This is a genomic window from Chryseotalea sp. (assembly GCF_057350905.1).
Genome location: NZ_JBMRCF010000019.1, coordinates 41,254 through 65,871, shown reverse-complemented (window position 1 = coordinate 65,871; position 24,618 = coordinate 41,254). Strand labels below are relative to the sequence as shown.

At 41.8% G+C, this 24,618-nt stretch carries 20 protein-coding genes; 15 read left to right on the top strand and 5 right to left on the bottom strand.

Annotation, left to right across the window (positions count from 1 at the left end):
• The first annotated feature begins 5 nt into the window (after positions 1–5).
• The 4 genes from gatA (at position 6) to ytxJ (ending at position 4,436) form a co-directional block, all read left to right on the top strand.
• The gene (gene gatA, locus ACO1XM_RS18575) at positions 6–1,439 is read left to right on the top strand and encodes an Asp-tRNA(Asn)/Glu-tRNA(Gln) amidotransferase subunit GatA (protein ID WP_486231794.1); all 1,434 of its coding nucleotides are present in this window, start codon (positions 6–8) and stop codon (positions 1,437–1,439) included.
• Entirely contained in the window at positions 1,432–2,877 is a 1,446-nt protein-coding gene (locus ACO1XM_RS18570; RefSeq protein WP_486231792.1) for a lytic transglycosylase domain-containing protein, read from the top strand. The genes gatA and ACO1XM_RS18570 overlap by 8 nt, the downstream gene beginning before the upstream one ends.
• Positions 2,878–2,949: 72 nt before the next feature.
• The gene (locus tag ACO1XM_RS18565; RefSeq protein ID WP_486231790.1) at positions 2,950–4,044 is read left to right on the top strand and encodes a DUF4837 family protein; all 1,095 of its coding nucleotides are present in this window, start codon (positions 2,950–2,952) and stop codon (positions 4,042–4,044) included.
• Positions 4,045–4,094: 50 nt separating this feature from the next.
• A complete protein-coding gene (gene ytxJ, locus ACO1XM_RS18560) occupies positions 4,095–4,436 on the top strand; it encodes a bacillithiol system redox-active protein YtxJ (protein WP_486231789.1) in 342 nt (113 codons plus the stop codon).
• On the opposite strand, the gene ACO1XM_RS18555 is transcribed toward ytxJ, so the two are convergent.
• On the bottom strand, positions 4,426–4,830 hold the full coding sequence (locus tag ACO1XM_RS18555; protein ID WP_486231787.1) for an OsmC family protein: 405 nt from the start codon (positions 4,828–4,830) through the stop codon (positions 4,426–4,428). The genes ytxJ and ACO1XM_RS18555 overlap by 11 nt on opposite strands.
• 62 nt (positions 4,831–4,892) lie before the next feature.
• Between ACO1XM_RS18555 and ACO1XM_RS18550 the strand changes: the two genes are divergently transcribed.
• Together ACO1XM_RS18550 and ACO1XM_RS18545 are read left to right on the top strand one after the other, a co-directional pair.
• Complete coding sequence (locus tag ACO1XM_RS18550) at positions 4,893–5,609, top strand: hypothetical protein (protein WP_486231785.1); 717 nt, start codon at positions 4,893–4,895, stop codon at positions 5,607–5,609.
• A gap of 75 nt (positions 5,610–5,684) precedes the next feature.
• Complete coding sequence (locus ACO1XM_RS18545) at positions 5,685–6,362, top strand: energy transducer TonB (protein ID WP_486231783.1); 678 nt, start codon at positions 5,685–5,687, stop codon at positions 6,360–6,362.
• A gap of 529 nt (positions 6,363–6,891) precedes the next feature.
• Here ACO1XM_RS18545 and chrA read toward each other — a convergent pair.
• Positions 6,892–8,073 (bottom strand): chromate efflux transporter, encoded by a 1,182-nt coding sequence (gene chrA, locus ACO1XM_RS18540; protein WP_486231781.1) that lies wholly within the window; start codon positions 8,071–8,073, stop codon positions 6,892–6,894.
• A 10-nt stretch (positions 8,074–8,083) separates the two neighbouring features.
• Entirely contained in the window at positions 8,084–9,058 is a 975-nt protein-coding gene (locus ACO1XM_RS18535; protein ID WP_486231779.1) for an isopenicillin N synthase family dioxygenase, read from the bottom strand.
• Between the two features lie 87 nt (positions 9,059–9,145).
• Between ACO1XM_RS18535 and ACO1XM_RS18530 the strand changes: the two genes are divergently transcribed.
• Positions 9,146–9,880: a superoxide dismutase gene (locus tag ACO1XM_RS18530; protein WP_486231777.1), complete on the top strand. Its 735-nt coding sequence runs from the start codon at positions 9,146–9,148 to the stop codon at positions 9,878–9,880.
• Between the two features lie 231 nt (positions 9,881–10,111).
• On the opposite strand, the gene ACO1XM_RS18525 is transcribed toward ACO1XM_RS18530, so the two are convergent.
• Positions 10,112–11,422, bottom strand: coding sequence for a hypothetical protein (locus ACO1XM_RS18525; protein ID WP_486231775.1), 1,311 nt, complete (start codon positions 11,420–11,422; stop codon positions 10,112–10,114).
• A gap of 272 nt (positions 11,423–11,694) precedes the next feature.
• Between ACO1XM_RS18525 and ruvA the strand changes: the two genes are divergently transcribed.
• The 8 genes from ruvA to ACO1XM_RS18485 all read left to right on the top strand — a co-directional run bounded on the left by ruvA (position 11,695) and on the right by ACO1XM_RS18485 (position 23,691).
• On the top strand, positions 11,695–12,285 hold the full coding sequence (gene ruvA / locus ACO1XM_RS18520) for a Holliday junction branch migration protein RuvA (protein WP_486231773.1): 591 nt from the start codon (positions 11,695–11,697) through the stop codon (positions 12,283–12,285).
• A 4-nt stretch (positions 12,286–12,289) separates the two neighbouring features.
• On the top strand, positions 12,290–19,498 hold the full coding sequence (gene sov / locus ACO1XM_RS18515) for a T9SS outer membrane translocon Sov/SprA (RefSeq protein ID WP_486231771.1): 7,209 nt from the start codon (positions 12,290–12,292) through the stop codon (positions 19,496–19,498).
• Positions 19,499–19,693: 195 nt separating this feature from the next.
• Positions 19,694–20,068, top strand: a complete 375-nt coding sequence (gene gcvH, locus ACO1XM_RS18510) for a glycine cleavage system protein GcvH (protein WP_486231769.1) — start codon at positions 19,694–19,696, stop codon at positions 20,066–20,068.
• A gap of 89 nt (positions 20,069–20,157) precedes the next feature.
• Positions 20,158–21,042 (top strand): lipoyl synthase, encoded by an 885-nt coding sequence (gene lipA, locus ACO1XM_RS18505; RefSeq protein ID WP_486231767.1) that lies wholly within the window; start codon positions 20,158–20,160, stop codon positions 21,040–21,042.
• Positions 21,043–21,119: 77 nt separating this feature from the next.
• On the top strand, positions 21,120–21,584 hold the full coding sequence (locus ACO1XM_RS18500; RefSeq protein WP_486231765.1) for an NfeD family protein: 465 nt from the start codon (positions 21,120–21,122) through the stop codon (positions 21,582–21,584).
• Positions 21,585–21,687: 103 nt separating this feature from the next.
• Complete coding sequence (gene floA, locus ACO1XM_RS18495; protein WP_486231763.1) at positions 21,688–22,671, top strand: flotillin-like protein FloA; 984 nt, start codon at positions 21,688–21,690, stop codon at positions 22,669–22,671.
• Positions 22,672–22,868: 197 nt separating this feature from the next.
• Positions 22,869–23,303, top strand: coding sequence for a hypothetical protein (locus ACO1XM_RS18490; RefSeq protein WP_486231761.1), 435 nt, complete (start codon positions 22,869–22,871; stop codon positions 23,301–23,303).
• A 19-nt stretch (positions 23,304–23,322) separates the two neighbouring features.
• Positions 23,323–23,691 carry a hypothetical protein gene (locus ACO1XM_RS18485; RefSeq protein ID WP_486231759.1) on the top strand — a complete coding sequence of 123 codons (369 nt, stop codon included), beginning with the start codon at positions 23,323–23,325 and terminating at the stop codon, positions 23,689–23,691.
• Here ACO1XM_RS18485 and ACO1XM_RS18480 read toward each other — a convergent pair.
• Entirely contained in the window at positions 23,666–24,511 is an 846-nt protein-coding gene (locus ACO1XM_RS18480) for a sensor histidine kinase (RefSeq protein WP_486231757.1), read from the bottom strand. The genes ACO1XM_RS18485 and ACO1XM_RS18480 overlap by 26 nt on opposite strands.
• Between the last annotated feature and the right edge of the window lie 107 nt (positions 24,512–24,618).

Genomic DNA, 24,618 nt, shown 5'->3' with positions numbered 1-24,618 from the left:
CAGCATTGAAAAAGTATGCTTGCTTTCGCGCCATGCAAGAAGATCTCCTGCATGGCGCGATTTCTTGTACGGACATCGTACAATACTTCCTCTCCAATATTCATACACAGCAACACCTTAATGTCTTTTTAAGTGTGTACGATAAAAATGCGCTTGAACAGGCCGCGCTTATCGATCAAAAAATTAAGCTTGGCAAAGCCGGTAAACTAGCAGGACTCATAGTCGGCATTAAAGATGTGATCGCTTATAAGGATCATCCATTACAAGCGGCCAGCAAAATGCTGGAGGGCTTTCAGTCACAATTTAATGCTACGGCTGTTCAACGCTTATTAGATGAAGATGCGATTATTATTGGCCGGCAAAATTGCGATGAGTTTGCGATGGGTTCGTCCAATGAAAACTCAGCATTTGGTCCTGTTTTAAATGCCATCGACAACAGTCGCGTACCTGGAGGATCATCCGGAGGTTCGGCTGTTGCTGTCATGGCCAATATGTGCCACATCTCTCTTGGATCTGATACAGGGGGCTCTGTTCGCCAACCAGCCGCTTTTTGTGGGGTATTAGGACTGAAACCTACATATTCCAGAATCTCCAGGCATGGGTTAGTTGCTTTTGGGTCATCTTTCGACTGCATTGGCATTTTTGGAAACCATTTAGAGGATGTTGCGCTGGTTTTGGAACACATCGCAGGTGCTGATGCGTTTGACAGCACAGTTTCTCAAAAGACAGTACCTGACTATACAAGCCAATTAACACAAACTCAAAAATTCAGGGTAGCCTACATTCCTGAAACCATAGAAAATCCGGCACTTCAGCCTGAGATTAAAGATGCTATACTGAACGAACTTTCGCAATTAAAGGCGGCAGGGCATCAGGTTGAGCCTGTTAACTTTCCTTTAATGGATTATTGCTTGCCAACGTACTACATACTGGCAACAGCCGAAGCGAGTGCAAACTTGTCGCGTTACGATGGTATTCGTTACGGGCACAAAAGTGCACAGGCAGGTGATCTGACCATGCTATACAAACAATCACGCACCGAAGGCTTCGGCACAGAGGTGAAACGCAGAATTTTACTGGGCACTTACATTCTTAGCGCCAATTACTACGACACGTACTATGCCAAGGCTCAAAAAGTAAGGCGGCTTATCCGTGAACAAACCAAGGCTTTGTTTGAGAAATGTGATGTACTGTTAATGCCTACAACACCCACTACAGCCTTTCCTTTAGGGAAAAACACAAAGGATCCGATGGCTATGTACTTGGCAGACATTTACAGCGTTCATGCTAACGTAGCCGGCATTCCGGGGATATCCGTACCTTGCGGTGTGGATCATCAGGGATTACCCATAGGCCTACAGTTATTGGCCGATGATTTTGAGGAAGGCAAACTATTGGCCTTTGCAGATTTTTTAATGAAATTGAAGGGAGATGCGTAAGATTTTTGGATGTTTAATTTTTCTTTTAACCCTGAGCGCTGCAAAAGCGCAGGTATTACCCGACTCTGTTATTGTTGCTGATTCCCTGGAAATTGCAGAAGCGGAGTCTGATTTGCTGTTTAAAGAGGATTCCGTAGAAATCAATTATTATTCCCTGCCTGCCAATTGGGAGTACATCCCTGGAGATGATGACCCACTTGTTATTGCTGATCGTTTAGCATGCATAGAAAACAAAATACCGCTTCGTTACAACGAAAAAATTCACGGCTTCATTAATTATTTTACGGTTAAGGATCGGGAATATACGCGTATGATTATTCAGCGGATGAATTTATACTTCCCGCTTTTCGAAAAATACCTGGCTCAATATAATCTCCCTGATGAGTTAAAATACCTGGCCATTATTGAGTCCGGATTAAACCCAAGGGCCATTTCACGTGCACGCGCTGTGGGGCTCTGGCAATTCATGTCTGCTACCGGCCGCTATTTTGGTTTACATATCGATTGGTACATTGACGAACGAATGGACCCGGAAAAATCTACCAAAGCGGCATGTCAGTATCTAAAGCAACTGTATGGTATGTTTGGCGACTGGGAGCTGGCACTAGCTGCCTATAACAGTGGCCCTGGTAATGTAAAGCGTGCTATTCGCAAGGCTGGATACAAAAAAAGTTTCTGGGACATCTATCCTTATGTACCGCGCGAAACAAGGTCTTATGTTCCTCAATTTGTGGCCATCACCTACACCATGAATTATCTGAGCGAGCATAACTTCATCATGAATGATCAGGAAGCTTTTCCGCTAAGCGATACCCTGCGTGTAAAAAAATACCTGCACCTGCCCACACTCGCTAAACTTACAGAAACCTGTATGGACGACATCATTAAACTCAATCCATCCATTCAACACAATGCATTACCTGACTTGAACAAACACTACACACTACATCTGCCAACGTATACACTTCAGGCATTAAACCAAAATCGCCTGGCCATTTTAGACTCAGCCTCCAGTGTGGGCAAAAAAGATCTTGAACTATTAGCCCGCAATGCTGCCGGAAGTACCTATGGAAGAGACAAACTCGTTTACAAAGTAAAATCAGGTGATGTACTGGGTGGTATTGCCATGCGACACAATGTAAAAGTAGCTGACCTTAAAAAATGGAATAACCTGAACAGCAATACCATTCGTGTGGGGCAACGACTTAACATCTGGTTAAAGCCAAGTGCTTTTGCAAGTACGAATATCACTGTTGCACAAACACAAGTCAGTGTACAACCATTACCTGACTCTAAAACCTATACCGTGCAACCCGGAGATTCATTGTGGAGCATCTCACAAAAATTTCAGGGGCTTACCATAGAAAAAATCAAATCATTAAATAAACTCACTACCTCAAAAATTCAACCAGGTCAAAAATTAGTCATTGGCATTTAAGTCAATTGTGTATTTTTCGAATGAATTCAGTGACTATTTAGCCCAGCACCTATTATGACTAAAAAAGCATCTATGTCTCGTTTTATAGTTATTATCATAGTTGGTCTGCTAACTTACGCCTGCACCAGTACTCCAGAACAAAGAGCTCAAAACCTGCCTGCAGCCACTGGTAAATCAGGGGATGTACTGATTCTGATGGATTCGACACAATGGAAGAGTGAGCTGGGGGATGCGGTGAGAAATATATTCAGTCCTGAGGTTGCCGGCCTGCCCAGAAGCGAACAGATGTTTAAAGTCATCTGGGTTCATCCAAGCAATAAAATAAAACTACTTACACAGATAAGAAATTTAGTCTACGTTTTCGCGCTTGATCAGGCTAGTGCCGGCACCAGATCAATCACTGAAAATCTTTCAGAAGAAACAATCAATAATATTAAAACCGACAGCAGTTTTTATTTAGTCAATACAAAAAATGAATACTCGCGCGGACAAGAAGTAATGTACTTGTTTGGCAACACCACACCGGAACTCATCCATCACCTTAAAAGAGATGGCGAACGCATTCAGGAATTTTTCAACAATGTTGAAAAGCAAAGAATGATGGTCAGTATCAATAAGACCTCCTCCACTAAAAATCATACGGCTCTTTTAAAAAAGGAATATCAAATAAGTTTGCATTTCCCTGCAGGCTTTCAGTTAGTCCAAAAAGAAAAAGATTTCATCTGGTTTCGCTCGCCTGAAACAGAAATAGATAAAAATTTCTTTATCGCACGTAAGCCTTACGAAAGCGAGTACCAATTGTTGCCTGACAGCTTATTGGCATGGAGAGAGAAAATTTGCATGCAATACATTTTCGAAGATCCTGATATGCCTCAGAGTTTCATCACTACAGAAAGAAGCATTCCATTTAATCCTGTTAAAGCAAAGCAGGTGAATTTTAAAGGATCATTTGGTATGGAGATAAGGGGATTGTGGCGCACGAATAACAAAACCATGGGAGGTCCTTTTATCAGCTATTCATTTGTGAATGAAGCTGACAAACACATCTATTACTTGGAAGGTTTTGTTTACAGTCCTGGCAAACCTCAGCGCGAACTGATTCGGGAAATGGAGGCCATTGCTTTTACTTTTGAAGCCGCCTCGAACATTGCACCAAGTAAAAATTAATAAGGGGAACTAATTACTCCTGCAAAACCTTATTAACGGCAAAAAACACAATGAACTGGAACACACTTCACGAGCCTCAACAATTACAGACAATAAAAGAAGAATCTGCTCAACAGACCGTGCTTATTTTCAAGCACAGCACTACTTGCTCTATAAGTCGTGCCACACTTGACAGACTAGAACGTAACTGGAAGGATGAGGACATGAAAAATCTGAAACCCTATTATCTCGACCTTCTCTCTTTCAGAAATATCTCTAATGAAATAGCCAATACTTTTGAAGTGGAGCACGAATCCCCTCAGGTTTTGGTCATTAAAAACGGTAAGGTCGTATACCATAATTCGCACTTTGGCATCGACTATAAATCGCTTTTACCTTTTGCTAAAAATTAAAAGTAATAGTCTGTTTAACAGAATCAGCCAAACTAAGGGCTACCGGACAAGTAAGGGCTGCTCGTCTTAATTTTTCTTTCTGTACATCCGTAGCTACAAGATTGGGATGCGTAAACGTAACCTGTATCTCTGCTATTTTTCTTGGGTTCGATGCCATGATCTTAACAACATCTGCTTTTAAACCGATCAGGTTAATTTCTTCGCGTTCTGCCAGCATACCCATTAAGGTCATCATACAACTGCTTAAGGCTGCCGAAACCATATCTGTTGGGCTAAAAGCCTCGCCTTTACCGTTATTATCTACGGGTGCGTCTGTAATAATTTTCTGGCCTGATCGGGTATGAGTAGCTTCTGTGCGCAAAGCGCCCTGATAAATTGTAGTTGCGGTTGTCATGAATAAACTATCGGTTTGAAAATAACGTTTAGGAGTGTAGATTTAATCATTCAAAAATACGGATGCGCTACGGAATAATCTTGTCTCTTTTGATTTTATCCTTCACTGCTGTTTCACAAACGCAAGACAGCTATGAATACCAATCAGAATTTATCTGGGGCATTAATAAAAACACTTCAGGTGGGCTAATTGGTGGTCTGGTATTTAAAAAGGCACGTAAACTGGGTAACGACCGCATTCTTGAAACTTTTGGTGTAGAGCTCATGAATGTGAAACACCCCCAGGAAGTACGTGAAAACGCAACTTTCTCTGGAAATCTATTCATTTTTGGAAAGCGCAACTACCTGTACGCCATCCGTACCCAGTATGGACGTGACCTCATTTTATTCAAAAAAGCACCTCAGCAGGGCGTAGAGATAAAAGCTGTTTTTGCAGCAGGCCCTTCCTTGGGTATTGTAGCACCTTATTATGTAGAGTTTCAGACCGAAAATCTTAATTATTCTCAGTACGCACAGTACAGTAAGTCCATTGCTGTAGATGACATTCTTGGGCCAGGTCGACTTTTTCAAGGCATTGGTGAATCCAGCCTGGTATTGGGTGCCAATGCAAAAGCAGCAATTAATTTTGAGTTAGGCACTATTAAAGATCAGGTAACAGGATTTGAAGCAGGCTTTTTATTGGATGTTTACAGCCGTAAAATTGAGCTGATGACCGATGCCAAAAGATATGCTGCTTACCCTACGCTCTTCCTAACACTCTTTTACGGAAGAAGAAGATAGATTCATAAAATTTTTTGGTTTGGGGTTGTGACCTTTTTCTATATTTGGCATTCTATTGTCAAAACATACTAACCTATGGAAGCTAAAAAGACAGAAAAAGCCGATTTGACCAAAAAAACCTGGCTTTTCTTTAACATCGGTCTTACTACGAGTTTACTCCTTGCTGTTATGGCATTTGAGTACCGTAAATATGATGATACGGGTGTAAAGGACTTAGGTCCTAAAAATTCGAACATGGAGGAAATTCTTGAAGTACCCCCTACCGATCAGCCACCACCACCACCACCAAAAATTCAGCAACCTCAAATCATCGAAGTTCCTGATGAAGAAGTAATTGAGGAAGAGATCAAGGTGGAATTTGACGTAGAAGTAACAGAAGACACCAAAGTTGAAGAAATTACTATTGCTCCGGTAGAAGAACCGAAAGAAGAAGTAGATGAAATCTTTACTGTGGTAGAAGAAACAGCTACCCCTAAAGGTGGTATGCAAGCTTTCTATGAATACGTTGGTAAAAAACTTAAGTATCCCGCACAAGCAAGACGTATGGGTACTGAAGGAAAAGTATTCGTTCAGTTCGTTATTAATAAAGATGGTTCCATTTCTGATGTAGTGGCCATCAAAGGTATTGGTGCAGGTTGCGATGAAGAAGCAGTTCGTATCATCCAAGCATCACCCGCCTGGTCTCCAGGTAAGCAACGTGGTAAAGCTGTGAAGCAACGCATGGTATTGCCTATTACTTTCAAGTTAGGTTAAAATTTATCATCCAATATTTAAAAGCCCTGCTTTCTTAACGGAAGCAGGGCTTTTTGTTTTACGGTTTCCAGGCACTGAAACCGCAGAGAGCACAAAGGTTCTTGCCGTTATTGCTCTGCGAGCTTTTCGGTTAATAAAAATAGTAAACCGCGGAGGGCACAAAGGTTCGCAAAGAGAAGTACAGCTCAAGCACTATGAACCTTCAGGAACTTTGCAGTTAGAAAAAACAGTAAACAGCAGAGAGTGCAGTTCTCGTTCTGCGAACCTCCGTGAACTTTGCGGTTAATATAAATAGTAAACCGCGGAGGGCGCAAAGGTTCGCAAAGAGAAGTACAGCTCAAGCACTATGAACCTTCGGGAACTTTGCAGTTAGAAAAAACAGTAAACAGCAGAGAGTGCAGTTCTCGCTCTGCGAACCTCCGCGAACTTTGCGGTTAATAAAAATAGTAAACCGCGGAGGGCGCAAAGGTTCGCAAAGAGAAGTACAGCTCAAGCACTATGAACCTTCGGGAACTTTACAGTTAGAAAATCAAACTTTAAAAATAAAACCTAAGCCCAAGCCAATCAGAATAATAAAGGGTGAAGGTATTTTGGTGAATGCCAATAAACAGAAAGTACCAATCGTAAATCCGAAATTCATTGGCGTATTATCAAGGGGCTGAAAAAGTATGATGGCTGCTGAAGCCACAAGCCCCGCACTTGCTGCGGTTATACCTTCCAGAGAAGCTCTCACACCTCTGTACTTTTTTAAGGCATCCCAAAAGCGTATAACGAAGAAAATTAAAAATGTGCCTGGTAGAAAAATAGCAATCGCACATAGAAAACCTCCCAGTATTTCACCGAGTAAACCGTATTCGCGCATACTCAGTGTACCTATGAACGCACTGAATCCAAAAACAGGCCCTGGCAAAGATTGTACAAAAGCATAGCCTGAAAGAAATTCATTAGAGGTGAGGTATTTTTTAAACTCAACAAACTCCGTGTACATCATCGGAATTAAAACCTGGCCTCCCCCAAAAATCAAACTGCCGTTTCGATAAAAGTTTTCGAACAAGCGTATAGGCAATAATCCTGTGATCCGTCCAACAATAGCAGCAACAATCAATACGCTTGCCCATAGGATAAAGTTAGACCAATCAATTTTTACTTTGTCCTTCTCACGCTTGGGCTGATTCCTGTACTTTAATGCGGTGATGGCTCCGGCTACTAAGAGTATAATAGGAAAAACATAGGGTGTTTGGAAAAAATAGGAAGCAATGGCAGCACTCACCATTAACACAGCGCCTGTTTTTGAGTACACTGTCTTCAGACTAATGGTATAAGCAGCATAGCTGACAAAACCAACAGCCATGGGTTGTATGAAGCGGGTAAACTCCATGGATAGATTTTTCTCCTGAATGCTGGAGAGTAGAACACCCGCGGCCGTCATGATGGTAACAGAGGGCAAAATCCAAACCAGGAGGGTGAGATAAGCCAAGGTAGGACCTCCCACCCTGTATCCAATGGCAGTTAGCGTTTGCGTAGATGCGGGGCCTGGTAAAATCTGACAAAGAGAATTAAGCTCCATCAGTTCGTGGTCATCTATGTACTTGCGTTTGTCAACCATGATTCGTTGAAAGTGCGCAAGATGGGCGTGTGGCCCCCCGAAAGTAGTGAGGGCCAACCAGAACACATCTTTTAGAAAGATGAAGAAACGAACCCGCCTGATCACGGTCTATTGTTTATTTCTTCTTCAAACCAATTTCTGCAAGGCGTTGATCCAGGAAGGCGCCTGCCGTAATGTCTTCCCATAACTTTGGATGTTGTGCATCTACACAACTTGGTAAAGAAGCCAGACTCATTTCACTTCTCGGATGCATGAAGAAGGGTATAGAGTAACGTGGCTTATCCATTTGGTCGCGGGGTGGGTTAACCACGCGGTGTATAGTTGATTTCAATTTCTTATTGGTGAGCCGTTCGAGCATATCGCCCACGTTAACCACCAATTGCTCTGGTAAGGCTGTTATCGGTATCCATTTACCATCATTGCGCAGCACCTGTAAACCATCTGCGCTTGCGCCCATTAGTAAAGTGATCAGATTGATATCACCATGTTCAGCGGCACGTACGGCATCAGCCGGTACTTCATCTGGATTAGGAATCGGATAATAATGGATAGGTCTCAGAATACTGTTACCATGTTTTACTTTAGCATCAAAATAATCTTCTGGCAGGTTAAGATACAGTGCGATTGCCCGCAACATATACACACCTGTTTTCTCTAATCTTCTATATACTTCCAGGCCGATTTCTTTCAGCTCAGGTATTTCATTGGGCCATACATTGTCTGGGTATTCTTTTTTAATCGGGTCATTGTCCAAAACCTCCTGACCGATGTGGTAAAACTCCTTTAAGTCACCGGTATTACGTCCTTTGGCATGTTCCTTTCCTTTTCCGATGTAACCACGTTGTCCGGCCAACCCGGGTATTTCATACTTACTTTTTATTTCATCGGGTAAGGCGTAGAATTTTTTAATCACTCCATACAGTCTATCTGATAAATCATCATTGAGATAATGATTTCTGATGGCTACAAAACCTATGGTGTTATAAGCAGCACCCAAATCAGCAACAAACTTTTTCTTCTTCTCTGCATCGCCACCATAAAAATCTGCCAGGTCCAGTGAAGGTATTTGATCGTATAGAATAGGCTCCATAATAGTGAGTATTTAACCCTGCAAGCTAAAAATTTTTAGCTAATTTTACTTTCAGGCCTTTAATCGGGAGGATAGAGAACGAAGCTTATGAAGACGACCAGAAGGAAATTTATTGCCACCAGTGCCAAAGCGGGACTGCTTACTGCCATTGGAACACCACTTTTTTTTGGCAAAACCACTGCATGCTCACCCATAAAAATGGTTAACGAATCAAAAGAAAACTTTGCTTTTATCCAGGAGTTGATGCCTTATAACTTCTCTGACCTGGAGCCTTATATTGACAAGCAGACCATGGAGATTCACTATACAAAACACCATGCTGCGTACATTAAAAATGTAAATGAGGCAATTCTGGCTGAGGGCATAACTGCTGATTCAGAAAAAGATTTTTTTTCCAGTACCTCACGCTATACAGCAAAAGCGCGAAACAATGGTGGTGGTGCCTGGAATCATAACTTCTTTTGGAATAGCATGAAACCGGCCAGTCAAGCTTCTGCCCCTACCGGCAAACTTGCAGAGGCACTCAATGCCAGCTTTGGTACATTTGAAAAATTTAAAGAGCAGTTTACACAAGCTGCCATGACCCGCTTTGGGTCTGGATGGGCCTGGCTCGTTGAACAGGATGGAAAACTTGTGATCGGCTCTACACCCAATCAGGATAATCCCCTCATGGATGTCAGTGAATTTAAAGGCAAACCATTATTAGCATTGGATGTTTGGGAGCATGCCTACTACCTGAAGTACCAAAATAAAAGGAATGAATACGTTGGCAACTGGTGGAATGTGGTGAGTTGGGAAGCGGTAGGAAAAAGGCTCGGTTAAATTAGAATCAGTTTTTTTTATATTTTAGTACTATTAAAACTTAACACTATGGCAAAAGGAGAAGACAGACGTAAAGAGGACAAAAAAGAGCCTAAGAAGTCTTTAAAAGAAAAACGCGCTGAGAAAAAAGCTAAGAAGGCCAGCAAGAACTAAATTTCTTCTGCAATCTCAACAGCAAAAAAAAAGGAGTGGTCGATGACCACTCCTTTTTTCATTTTATCCAACTAAGAATTATCTGTTCAAATTCAAAGTAAGCCCTTTTAATCCTTTTTCTTTACGGATTGACTGGCCCCCCACTCTTGATTTATTTTTGCTCACGATATTTTTTCCATCTATCGCAGCATCATCAAGCTGTGCACCACTTCCTGAAACCGGGATTGTCATTGCAGAGAAGTTAGTAAATGTACTTCCGTTCTTTACAAAGGTTTGAGAAATGTTTGATGAGGAACCTGAGTTAATGTTAGACAAGGTATAAGCACCATTAAAAGCCAACGTATTATTGGCTGTTCCTGAAAAACTTCCACCCTCATTAAGTTTGAAAGTTGATGTAAACGAAAGTGTATTTGAGGAACCTGAGTAATACTTGTACCTTAATCCATACGTTCCATTAGGAGAATCACCAGGCAATGTTACAGTCTCAGTTGGGGAGCTGCCAGAGGTAGAAGCATCAACAACTTCATAAAGACCTGTTGTTGGGTTTAAGTAAGACAGAATCAAATCCATGTCTACATCACCCGCAGTTCCTGCACCGGCATTCCAGGATAAGGTAATGTCTAAAGGTGTGTCAATAAAAAGGCTTGAGAAGCCTGAATAGTTGAAGTTGTTCTTAGTAAAAGTAACATTAGACAATTCAGCAGATTGGTGGTACTGAGTTAACGATCCGTTAAATGCAATTTCTTTAGCATTGGTATTTACCGTACCCGCAGTAGTTGATAGGGTTAATGTGAAATCGATGTCATCAGAAGAACCACTATAGTATTCTACAGCAACAGCATACTTAGCGTTAGTATTATCTCCTCTTAGCACAAAACTTTCAGTTGTTCCTACACCAAAAGAACCACCAATTTCAGTATAGTTACCTGTTCCAGGAGTAGTTTCTCTTAATAGAACAAGATCTAAATCGGCAGATCCTCCGTCTTGTCTTGTCCAGGTTAATTCAACCAGCAAGCCTGGGTCTGAAATGTTAATGGTGTGTGTTACCGTAGAACCTACATTCGCACTACCATTAAAACCAGTTATTTCGGCAATGATGGTTTCATCGTCAAAAGTATTATCAGCAAAAGTTTCAAAAATCAACTCCTTACCATCAGCAGAAACAGCCCAGCTAAAATCTACGTCTTCTGTAGCAGTACCTGTGAACGCCACAATTGGAGTTACACCGCTAGGAATAGCCACACTCAACAATACTGATACTGTACTTCCTTCAACAACATCAGAAGTAGTTGATGTGAATCCTATTTTAGGAATTTCATCTTCACCGCAGCTTGTCAGCGTGAAGGCTGCAACTGCAAAGGCCAGGGCACAACGAGTAATTAACTTCATATTCAGATTTAGATTGGTTAAGTGACAAAAATAAGACTTGGCATTATGCTTTCAAAAGGGGGATTAAAAAATTGAAGTATAGACTTACTTAAGTTAAGTATTTATTAATTTGTTACCTGAAGTTAGATTGATCACTTTTACAAAATTTTTTAGGGCATTCACACAGTAACCAGTCTGGCTTAAAAAAATATGCTTGAAAAACTCTTGATTCAGGATAAACAGCAGATTTTATTGCCACTGATTTTTTTGATTGTTAATACGCAAAGCACGTTATGATTGCATTTCTTAAAGGCAGACTTATTCAAAAAGAACCCTCGCATGTACTGATAGATGTTAATGGGGTAGGTTATCATGTAAACATTTCTTTACAAACCTTTTCTGCTATAAAGGATCAGGAAAATATTTCTTTATTCACCCACCTGAGCATACGGGAAGATGCCCACGTACTTTTCGGTTTCAGCACCGAGGCAGAAAAAAGACTTTTTCTTCATCTTATCTCCGTCAATGGCGTTGGCCCAAGTACTGCCATTGTAATGCTTTCATTTATGGAAGTGGAGGAGCTCAAAGCTGCCATTGCCAGAGAAGATATTGCCACCCTACAGCGCGTAAAAGGAATAGGGGGCAAAACAGCCCAACGCTTAATTGTTGAGCTAAAAGACAAACTCAAAAAAGAAGTAACAGAAGAAACTGGCTCCTCTCCTGTCGGCTTACACAATACGGTCAAACAGCAGGCGTTATCAGCCTTGGTTACCCTTGGCATACCAAGACCGGCAGCAGAGAAAAGTGTTGATGCCATCCTGAAAAAATCAGGAAATAACCTTACTTTGGAGGATTTGGTTAAACAAGCTTTGAAAAACGCCTAAACGTTTGTCGCTCAAGATTCGCACTTACTATTTTACCTGCCTGGCAGCTTTATTTCTATTGCTATCCCAGGCATTTAGCGCGCAGGCGCAGCGCATCCGGCAAGATACGACCCGTGCTAAAAGGCAGCCGGTTTTCCGTTTTAGCGACAGGTATGGCGATCCTTTTTCTGAGCCTGCCAATGAATCTCCCCTCTTTTTGAAAAATCCGTCTCTGATGACGCTGGATGTTGAAATAGACACTGGCATGAATTATACGATTTATGAAAAGATCGGCTCCTTCAACTACAGGCCGATCACCACCATGAGTTTTCAGGAGTTTAAGCGCTATCAGGATCAGCAACAGCTCAAAAATTATTGGAAATCGCAAAGCAAGGCCGCCAGTGGCGAAAGTGAAGTAGCAGGAAAGGGTTTTATTCCCAAACTTTATATCAGCCCGGTGCTGGACAGGCTATTTGGGAGCAGCTATGTTGAGCTTGTTCCCCGCGGTTTTGTTATGCTTGATTTTGGCGGGGAGTTCCAAAAGAACAGTAACCCCAACTTAAATATCCGCCAGCAAAGAAACGGGGGCTTCGTTTTCGATCAACAAATAAGCATGAATGTTACTGGTAAGGTTGGGGAGAAACTAGCCGTTACTGCAAACTTCGACAATAACAACTCCTTCGACTTTCAGAACAACTTTAAGGTTGAATACACTGGCTACAAGGAAGACATTCTAAAAAAACTGGAATTGGGTAACGTTAGCTTACCGCTTAATAATACTTTGATACAAGGCGCCCAGAACCTATTTGGTATCAAGGCACAAATGCAATTTGGTAAGCTTACCGCCACAACAGTAGCCTCCACCCAAAGAGGCAAGGTTTCTTCCATTGATATTCCGGGCGGCAGCAATGGCCAGGGGCGTCCATTCCAACTGATTGCCTCAGGCTACGATGAGAACCGCCATTTTTTTCTAGGTCATTTTTTCAGAGAAAATTATACCCGTTGGCTGGCTTCACCTCCCAATGTAATCTCAGGTGTTAACATCACGCGTATTGAAATTTATGTATTGAATAGGAATAATGATACACAAACACAGCGCAACGTTATCGGCTTAATGGATCTGGGTGAAGGCCGCAGGGTTTATAACGATGCAGTCGGAGGCAGAATCGCCTCTTCGCCAGCAGCCAACACAGCCAACAATTTGTTTACGCAGGTACTGGGCATCCCCTCGCGTAACTCCGATCAGATTGCAGTGGCCCTTGATGGACTTTTTGCAGGCGACAATAACAATGGACTCGATTATGAGAAAATGAATGTGGCCAGAAAATTAGCTCCGACTGAATTCACGTTCCATCCTCAACTCGGTTACATTACGTTAACGCGCAGACTTCAAAACGATGAAGCCCTTGCTGTTGCTTATGAATACAGCTACAATGGCGTTACCTATAAAGTTGGTGAACTCTCTGAAGACTATGCTAATCTTGGCGATGAAGAATCCATCTTTCTGAAATTATTACGTCCTCGTCAAATTGCTATCCGCGATCGCAACAACACTACTATTCCTACCTGGGACCTGATGATGCGCAACATTTACTCTCTTAATGTAAATCAATTAACGCGTGAAGGATTTGAGCTCCGCATTATCTATCGCGATGACCGCACCGGGATTGACAACCCGCAACTACAAGAAGGCTCGCGCGTTCGGAACCGACAGCTCATCGAAATTTTGGGACTGGACAGACTCAACCCTTCTAACGACAGGCAAAGAGATGGTAATTTTGACTATGTAGAAAACCTAACCATTGTTTCTAAAGAGGGCTTGATCATATTTCCATTCCTGGAACCTTTCGGCCAGGGATTGAGGCAAGCCTTTGAAGGAGAAAACAACGAAGATTTTCTGATTTCGAAGTATGCCTTTGATACACTCTACAGCACCACAAAGGCTGAAGCCGAATTAATAACCACTAAAAACAAATTCTTCTTAGTAGGCCGATACAATGCCGGCTCTGCTCAAGACATTATGATTCCTGGTTTTGGTGTATCACAGGGATCGGTACGCGTTTATGCCGGTGGCATTCCTTTGCAGGAAGGAACAGACTACCAGGTTGACTACACCTTTGGTCGTGTTACCATTTTAAATGCTGCTATTTTAACCTCAGGCAAAAATATCAGCGTACAATACGAACAGAACGATCCTTTTTCTTTTCAAACCAGAACACTTATTGGCACGCGCCTGGATTATCGCTTAAGTGAAGATGTAAACCTTGGGGGAACGCTTTTATACTATAACGAAAGACAACAGCTAACGCGAAATCAGATTGGTACTGAGCCCGCACGAAATGTACAATATGGTGTTGATTTAAGTGTGCGCAAAAACAGCAGGATGCTTACTAAAATTATTGATGCACTTCCAATCATCCAGACAAAAGAACAATCATCTTTTTCATTTACGGGTGAGTTTGCTCAATTACTCCCTGGCACTTCTAACCGCACCGATGGCGAAGGCGCCAGCTACATTGATGACTTTGAAAATTCAGCAACACCTTACACCTTAATGAGTCCGTTGGGATGGAAACTTGCCGCTACACCCAAGAGTAATGAATTTGAATTTGACCCGAGTCGCGGAGAGAAGAACGATATCAGTGCAGGTTTTAAAAGAGCAAAACTGGCCTGGTATCAAATTGACAATCAGTTTTACCGCAGCGTTGGCCGATTTAAGCCAGATAACATAACAGACAAAGATTTACAAAATCACTACATAAGGGCTGTGGCGCCTAATGAAATCTTTGCTGGCTTTCAGGCACAACAAGGAAATTTTTACGAGCAAATTTTCGACCTCGCATATTATCCGGAAGAACGCGGCCCCTACAACTATAATCCTGATTTAACCAATGACGGTTTACTGAAAAATCCTAAAGAAAACTGGGCAGGTGTTACTACTGCTTTCAGAACAGAAGTTGACTTTGACAAGGCCAATATTGAATACATTGAATTATGGATGTTAGATCCCTTCATCAATACAGATAATGGAAAGATCATTGACGGTCGATTAAATAAATCAAACACCACGGGTGGTAAACTTATTCTACAACTTGGTACCATCTCTGAAGATGTACAACGCGATGGCAAGCAGGCTTTCGAACAGGGTTTACCAAAAGGTGGAATTGAAGGAGGAGATGCTTCGCAAGGTCCATGGGGTTATGTTACTTCTAAGCAATTTGTTGTAAATGCTTTTGACGATGAGCCCGCCTCGCGTGTTAATCAAGATGTTGGATGGGACGGTGCATCCAATGCAGTAGAACAGGAGTTTTTTAATAGTGCTTTCATCAGTCAACTTCCTGCCACACTTAATCCAGAGGCGCGCAATGTTATTTTACAGGATCCTTCAGCAGATGATTTCAGTTATTTTTTGGGTGGAAGCTTTGATGATGCTGACGCCAAATTATTTGAGCGTTATAAAAAATTCAATGGTCTTGATGGCAACTCTCCCATCATTACCGGCAGTGATGAGATTACACCCTCAAGTACCGTTATACCCGACAATGAAGATTTAAATGCTGATAATACCTTAGGAGAGCAAGAAGAATATTATCAGTACACAATTGATCTTAAACCCGGTCAACTTGATATAGGGCAAGGTTATGTTGTCGATAAAATAACAAGACCAGCCTCAGGCACAGGTAATAAAGATGAATTAGTCACCTGGTATTTGTTCAGAATACCTGTGCGCCAGCCTGAAAGTAAATATGGCGATATCAGTGGCTTTAAATCCATGCGCTATGCACGCCTGGTACTTACCGATTTTGCAGAACCTGTTGTGTTGCGCATGGCTAAGTTCCGTATGGTGGGCAGCCGCTGGAGACGGTACGAAGCATCACTGCTGGAAGGTGGTTTAGTGGAAACACCTGAGCCCGCTGTGGAGGATTTTACTGTATCAACTGTAAACATTGAAGAAAACTCTGCGGGTGATGATCAGAAGTCGCCCTACGTTATTCCTCCAGGTGTTATTCGCGACAGAGACATTACTTCTGCTATTAACCGACAGTTAAACGAACAATCCATACAAATCTGTATGGATCAATTAAAGGATGCGGATTCACGCGCCATTTACAAAAATGTAGAAATGGATTTCTTTAACTATGGTAGGGTTAAAATGTTTATACATGCTAATAGTAATGCCCCAGATGGCGAACTCTATGCCTTTTTACGCTTAGGAAATGATCCTGATCAAAACTACTATGAGATTGCGATTCCTTTAAGAGTAAGTAATCCGCTAAACAGCAGTCCGGAAGAAGTGTGGCCGGAAGAAAACGAAATTGATATCGCCCTTGATGAGCTCTATGCTTTAAAAGTAGAACGCGACCGAAATAATTTTTCACTTTCTCAAGCCTATCCGCTCAATGGTCCTAGGCAAGTAGGCAAACATTTCATCCGTATTTTTGGCAGACCTGATTTAGCCGGTGTGCGTTCCATACTCATTGGCGTTCGCAATCCGCAAACAGTTGATCAGCGTAGCTACCAGATTTGCTTATGGGCAAACGAATTACGCCTCACTGATTTTAACAGACAGGCAGGGTACGCAGTGAACACAGCACTTACAGCCAAGTTGGCTGATTTTGCTACGGTGAGCGGCACCCTACGTTACAACACTTTTGGTTTTGGAAGCATCAACTCAAAAATTAACGAACGTGCCCGCGAGGAGCGTACTGCTTACGACCTAACCGCTACCGTAAACGCAGATAAATTATTGCCCGGTAATCACGGCATTAAAATTCCGATGCTGGTGAGCTACCAGAACACTACAATAAAGCCCCAGTTTGATCCGGCCAATCCCGATTTAAAAATTGATGCTGCACTTGCTTCTTTTGAAACAGAAAGTGAAAGAGAAGAATACCTGAATACAATTCGTGATGTGGAAGAGCGAAGAGGTATAAACTTTACCAATGTTCGAAAAACGAAGGTGAAGAAGGATGCCAAAAGCCACATCTATGATATTGAAAATTTCTCTTTCAGCTATGCATACGCTGAGGCCTCAAGAAGAAGTTTTACGCTGAAAGAAAGCACACAACGTATGTACAAAGGCAGCGTGGCCTACACTTTCTCACCAAAAGCCACCGGTATCGAGCCTTTCAAAAAAATGAAGATGTTCAGTTCTCCATACCTTAAACTGATCAAAGATTTTAATTTTAGTTTGTTGCCATCAAGTATCAATTTACGTGCTGACCTGGATCGATCATTTAGCAAAATTGTTTATCGCAATGATGGCTTCAACTCCTCCCCTAATTACCTGAAGTATTTCAACTTCAACCGATCGTATAACATGCGCTGGAATTTAAGCAAAGGACTAAGCCTTGATTACACCGCGCGCGCCACAGCTATTGTTGACGAATTCGACACCGACCCGCTGGGGGGTTATTCAACCGTGTTGAACAGAGAGGTGACCGCGCAAGAGTATCGCGACTCAGTTATAACAAATCTTAAAAAACTGGGCCGTATGAAAAACTTTGATCAGAGTGTTACGGTAAACTATGTATTACCACTCGACAAACTACCGCTAACGGACTGGCTGGGGGCAGAGTATCGTTACAATGTAAGCTACAATTGGAAGGCCGGCTTGTTAAACAGACCCGATGAATTAGTTGGACCCGATGAACTTGATGAACCTGACAGTCTTGATTTTAAACACACCATTCAAAACAGCCGCGATCAACAGCTAACAGGTAAAATCGATTTTGTAAAACTGTATAATAAAGTAGCCTTTCTTAAAAAACTAAATACACCACCACCACCTAAACCAAAAAATCCTCAGGTAAAAACCAAGCCTGATCCTGCTGACACCTTGCCCAAACCTCCTCAGCTATTAACAGGTATAGCGCGCTTGTTAATGTCGGTGCGCTCTATAAACGGAACCTACTCACAAAATGAAGGCACCATACTGCCTGGCTTTGCCAATACACCTAAGTTTTTTGGTATGGATGAAGTATTTACTTCACCTGGATGGGGCTTTGTGTTGGGAGATCAGGATCCGAACATTCGTAAAGAAGCTGGAGCCAATGGTTGGCTCACCAACTCTACTTCACTTTCATTGCCTTTTACACAAACCAAAAATATTAACCTGAGCGGCCGGGCCATGATAGAACCAGCCACCGATTTTAAAATTCAGCTGGAAGTAAAACGTGAGAATTCTGAGACCTATACGGAGATCTATCGTTACGAAGAAGCCTCTAATGGCTACGAATCATTAAGCCCTACCCGAAGAGGCAGCTACAGGATTTCTACGATTATGCTGAATACTTCTTTTGTAAAAAGTAATGGAGAAACCGTCTCAGAAGTTTTCCAGCAATTTGAAGAGAACCTCCTTTTAATAAGAAATAAATTCATAGGCATTACCGGCAATGAAGGTTACGACACTACTTCACAGGATGTATTGATACCTGCTTTTATTGGTGCTTACACAGGAAAAGATGTTAACACACTCGGACTTTCCCCTTTCCCTCAAACACCATTACCTAACTGGCGCATAGATTATACAGGGCTTAATAAGATCAAGTTCTTCAGTAATATTTTCCAATCCATTACACTGTCGCATGCTTATCAGTCAACCTATGCGGTAACAGAATACATCAATTCACAGCGATATAACGAGGCCGGCTTCAATGGACTTGAAAGACCCATCAGTGATTATAACAATGGCTTCTACGGTAGCCAGGAAAATGAGCAGGGGGATTTAATTCCGGTTTACGTTATTTCTGGTGTAACGATGTCGGAACAATTTCAACCACTGATTGGTATTAACATGCGTACAAAAAGTCGTGTGTCGGCCCGTCTGGAGTATAAAACCAAACGCGATCTGGCGCTGAACATTACCAATGCGCAGATAACTGAGGCCCTCGCAAAAGATGTAGCCGTAGAATTGGGTTATACAAAAAACAATTTGAAACTCCCCTTCAGGTCTCAAGGACGTACGATTGTGCTTAAAAATGATGTCACATTCAGAATGAACCTGACTGTTTCAGACACCCGTACCCTTCAACGAAAAATCAATGAGGAGAACCTGTTCACCAGCGGCAATGTCAATTTTCAGCTGAGACCCAACATTAGCTATTCCGTAAACCAAAAATTGCAGATTCAAATGTATTTTGAACGCAATATCATCGACCCGAAAGTATCTAACAACTTCCGCAGAGCCACTACCAAGTTTGGCGCCCAGGTTAGGTTTAACCTGGCACAATAAGTAATTGACTTGCTAATGGGTGTCTTTCTTAAATCCTTCTGCTACAAACCCTTTTTTCTGCACAGCTAAAGGCTCGTGGTCGATGGCTCCTAGCTAAATAGAGGAAATAACTTTACCAGCGCCCTCTAATTAATTTATATTCGGCTGCTGTCGTTCGTCTTTTGTCCTTAATTTTGGGGATCAAATTATACAACCATGAATATTCCTGACGGACTACAGTACACCAAAGACCACGAGTGGGTTAAAATTGAAGGCAACACCGCAACTATCGGCATTACCGACTTTGCACAAAGCGAGTTAGGCGATATCGTTTATGTTGATATCAACACGGTTGGCCAGGAAATCAATCATGGGGATGTATTTGGAACGGTAGAAGCGGTTAAAACTGTTTCTGACTTGTACATGCCGATTGCCGGAAAAGTGATTGAATTAAACTCCGTTTTAGAAGGCAATCCTGAAAAAGTAAATGAAGATCCGTACGGTGCAGGATGGATGGTAAAAGTTGAAGTGAAAGGTTCTCCTTCAGACCTGCTTTCTGCAGCGCAGTATAAGGAACTTATTGGCAAATAAATAGGTAGTAAGACATAAGTAGCAAGCGGTAAGTGTAAACAGGCCGTTTTTCTTATGTCTTGCTACTTAAGTCTTAAGTCTATTCAAAAATGATTGAACTACCTGTAATTGCCCCCGAAAACCGCAGACGCAAACCCGATTGGCTTCGAGTAAAACTCCCCGTTGGGCCTGAATATGCGAATGTCCGCAAAATTGTTGATGGCCATAAGCTGCATACGATTTGCGAAAGCGGCAATTGTCCGAACATGGGCGAGTGCTGGGGAGCAGGTACAGCGACTTTTATGATTCTTGGCAATGTCTGTACCCGCAGTTGCACTTTTTGCGCTGTGGCTACCGGCCGACCTACCGAGTATGATACTGCAGAACCTCTTCGCGTGGCTGAGGCGATACAATTAATGGGTGTAAAACATGCTGTTATCACCTCAGTAAACCGAGATGAATTAAAAGACCGTGGTGCTGAAGTTTGGTATCAGACCGTTGTTGAAACAAAAAGATTATCACCCGAGACCACTATTGAAACCCTGATACCTGACGTAAAAGGAAACTGGGAGGCTTTGTATCGCATGATTGAAGGCGGACAGGAAGTAGTGAGCCACAACATGGAAACGGTGGAGCGTATGTACCGCAGGGTACGACCACAAGCCAAATACGAAAGAAGTCTTGAAGAAATTAAACGCATACGAGAGGCTGGCAAACGCACCAAGTCTGGCATTATGCTGGGCGTAGGCGAAACCAAAGAAGAGGTTTTTAAAGCCATGGACGATCTTGTTGCCCATGGTTTAATGATCTTAACCCTGGGGCAATATTTGCAGCCGACTAAAATGCATTTGGAGGTAGCGGAATATATTCACCCCGATACTTTTGCCATGTATAAAGAAGAAGGCTTGAAGCGAGGGTTGAAGTATGTAGAGTCCGGACCCCTGGTTCGCTCTTCTTACCATGCTGAAAAGCACGTGCATGTTCCTTTTGATTAGGAATTTTTAATCAAGGTTTCTCGCAAGCACAAAACAGATACTAGCCATAGAATTACTTTTCATTATAACATACCAACATGACACTAATTGTTAGCTTATTGATATTAGCCGGTTTAGCGCTGCTGGTGGTAGAAGTTATTTTTATACCTGGCACAACGGTTGTTGGTATCCTCGGATTAATACTGGCAATGGCTGGCATTGGCTTTAGTTATTGGGCCTTTGGAAGTACCATTGGCTTTTATACCCTTATCTCAACCCTTGCTGGTTTAGGTTTGCTGCTTTACTTCAGTTTTAGAAGTGGTGCCTGGAATAAGTTCGCCAACAAGAATACCATCAGCAGTAAATTCAATGAAGGATTAAACGAAAGTTTTTCCGTAGGCGAAGAAGGCATCAGCATTTCAGTTTTAAGGCCCATGGGCAAGGCTGAATTCAATTCACGCGTTGTGGAAGTTAATTCCCTGGACGGCTACATTGAAAGCGGTGTGCGCGTTCGAATAAAAGAAGTTTCACAGGCGGGTGTCATTGTGGAACAAATCGGTTAACTTGCTTTGCTGTTAAGACTCATTTTCTTTGAATGGCCCTGATAATACTCAAAAGGCCCTCATTTTGAATGACTTAGCATAAGCACAGTCAAAAAAATAAACTATGGAAGCAGCAGCATTACTATTTGTCGTTCTGGGAGGTATCGTCCTCTTTTTTACCTTTCTTTATTTCGTACCTATTAATCTTTGGATCACAGCCCTGTTTTCGGGCGTAAAGGTTGGGTTGTTTGAACTCGTTTTCATGCGCATTCGTAAGGTGCCACCACGTATAGTAGTCGATTCTTTGATTACTGCTACTAAAGCCGGCTTAAAAGTTACCTCCACAGACCTGGAAACTCACTACCTGGCAGGTGGTAATGTACCTAAAGTAATCCGCGCCCTTATCTCTGCGGAGAAGGCCAACATTGTAATGGACTTTAAACAAGCGACAGCTATAGATCTGGCGGGTCGCGATGTATTTGAAGCTGTTCAGATTTCTGTAAATCCTAAAGTAATCACTACTCCTAAAGTAGCAGCTGTGGCTGCTGATGGTATTCAGGTAATTGCGATTGCACGGGTAACTGTTCGCGCATCCATTTCGCAACTGATTGGTGGTGCTGGTGAAGAAACTATTTTAGCCCGTGTCGGTGAAGGTATTGTTACCTCTATCGGTTCAGCCAAATCGCATAAAGAAGTGTTAGAAAATCCTGATAAAATCTCCAAGCTTGTTTTATCAAGAGGTTTGGATTCAGGTACTGCCTTCCAGATTCTCTCTATCGATATTGCTGATGTTGATGTGGGTGCAAACATTGGTGCTAAACTTCAAATCGATCAGGCAAGTGCTGACTTAAAAGTAGCTGAGGCTAAAGCAGAAGAGCGCAGAGCAATGGCAGTTGCTGTAGAGCAGGAAATGAAAGCAAAAGCGCAAGAGGCTCGTGCGAAGGTAATTGAAGCAGAAGCTGAAATTCCTAAATCTATCGCTGCGGCTTTCCTTAACGGAAACCTCGGTGTAATGGATTACTACAAAATGCAAAATGTACAAGCTGATACTGAAATGCGTCAATCGATTTCAGGTTCAGGTAAGGGCGGATCAACTACCGCTAAATAAATCTATACTACTCCAAAAAAGGTGGGTTAACATGTTAACCCACCTTTTTTATTTTATACCTTTTCACAATTTTAAATTCAAATTTGAAATATAAAATTGTTCTTAATCTAGATTAAGATTTACGCTATAAACTCATTTTGTTTAACGTTTATTAAACATTTCATCCGACACAGGGTTATTACATTAAGATGACGGAAATGAAGTTAGAAATGAACAAAGAAATGATTATTGAGAAGTCCTTTAAGCATGCCAACATATTACGCGTAGTCGGGAATACCGGGGTGATGATCGTAGAAGCAACCACTTCTTATATTCCAATAGAAGATTTTAAAACAATTTTTAATTATATAGGTGATAGTGTTGCGAAAGAACCTGTTACTAAACTGATTTTCGACAAAAGAAAATTAACAGTGTTTCACCAACCTTCTATGGAATGGTATTTCGTGGAGTGGAAAGAAAAAATGTTTGGCTTGGGCTTAAAAGTACACCGTAAAATTTTGCCAGCCGATGATGTATTCAAGCAAAGTGTAAAAATTGGTCGTGATCGGATAAAGTCTATTTTCCCCAATGGAAAGTATAAGGATATGGATATTCAATACGCTGATTCAATTGAAGAAGCGATAGAAAAATAACGGTAAATCTTGGAGTAGCATGGACGAGTCGACACGTAAAGTGTGTGAAGATATACTGCGGGAAAAAATACTTTCGCTTCAAAGCGATTATGAAAGTAGAATTACCAAACTCCAGCAAGCGTACGAAGTTGCCTTATTAAAAATAAAAACAGACGAAGCCCTAAAAAGGCAGCAGCTTGAAATCGAGTACAAAGAAAAATTTGACTTTCTACAAAAAGAGTACTGCCAGAAAACAAAAGCACTGGAAGAGGAAATCGCTTTTTTAAATGAACGCCACGACTCGCAACGTCTTATGCTCAGCGACACCCTCACCTATGTACAAAGACTTGAACAGGAACTGGATGCACTTAAAAAAACAATAGCTAAGGGCGATCAATCGGTATGCTGATGCTTACACGCAGGCCTTTACTCAATTGCTTTAATAGCGCTTGACCTCCAAGCCGCTGTGTTATTTTCTTCACCATGTACAGACCAAGACCGCTCCCTTTCGATTTCTCTGATCCTCGATAAAAAATATTAAAAGCTTTCTGCATAACCTCATCAGTCATGCCTTCTCCATTATCCTCCACTACAATTTCGAGTCTTTCATTAACTACCGATGCCGTTATACGGACAAATGGTTTTTCCAAACCTCTAAAAATAACAGCATTGGTGATAATTGCTTTCAATGCTTCACTTACCAGAATAGCATCTGTACTAATGACGAGATCCTTATCAATTTCAATTTGAAATTCGACAAGATTAAAACCTTCCAGGTATTGAAGGCGTTCATTTGCGTTCATTACCAAATCTCTTACCGAAACACGCTCGTAAAACACTTCCTCTAAACTCGCTTGTGTAAAAAGAGAGAGTGACTTGAGGAAATCATTCATCTGTCGCATGGAGAGGTCAATGCGATGAACATATTCTTTTAGGGTTGGCGACATGGGCTCCATTTTTAGTAAATGGACAAGGCCAAGGGTTGAAGTGATGGGTGTTTTAAAATCGTGTGAAGCCCTGTAAACAAGCTGATCGAGTTCCTGATTGCGCTCCTGCAATTCTGCCAGCGTTGCATTCAGGTAATTATTCATCTTTACAAGTTCTTCAATGGCCGCTGTAAGCTCTTCTTTTTGCGCCTCCAGTTCTTCTGTTCGTTCATTTAGCTCTTGTTCATAGGCAACAAGCTGTTTTTTTTGTTTCTCTAAGTCTGTATAATCAGCTTTCTCCATTATGAAACGGTAATAAATAATAAGCGAAGAGGTAACGCAAATTTCAGTATTCGCATTATAAGTTCATATCCACTCATCAAAAAAGGTCAGCCTTGCGACTGACCTTT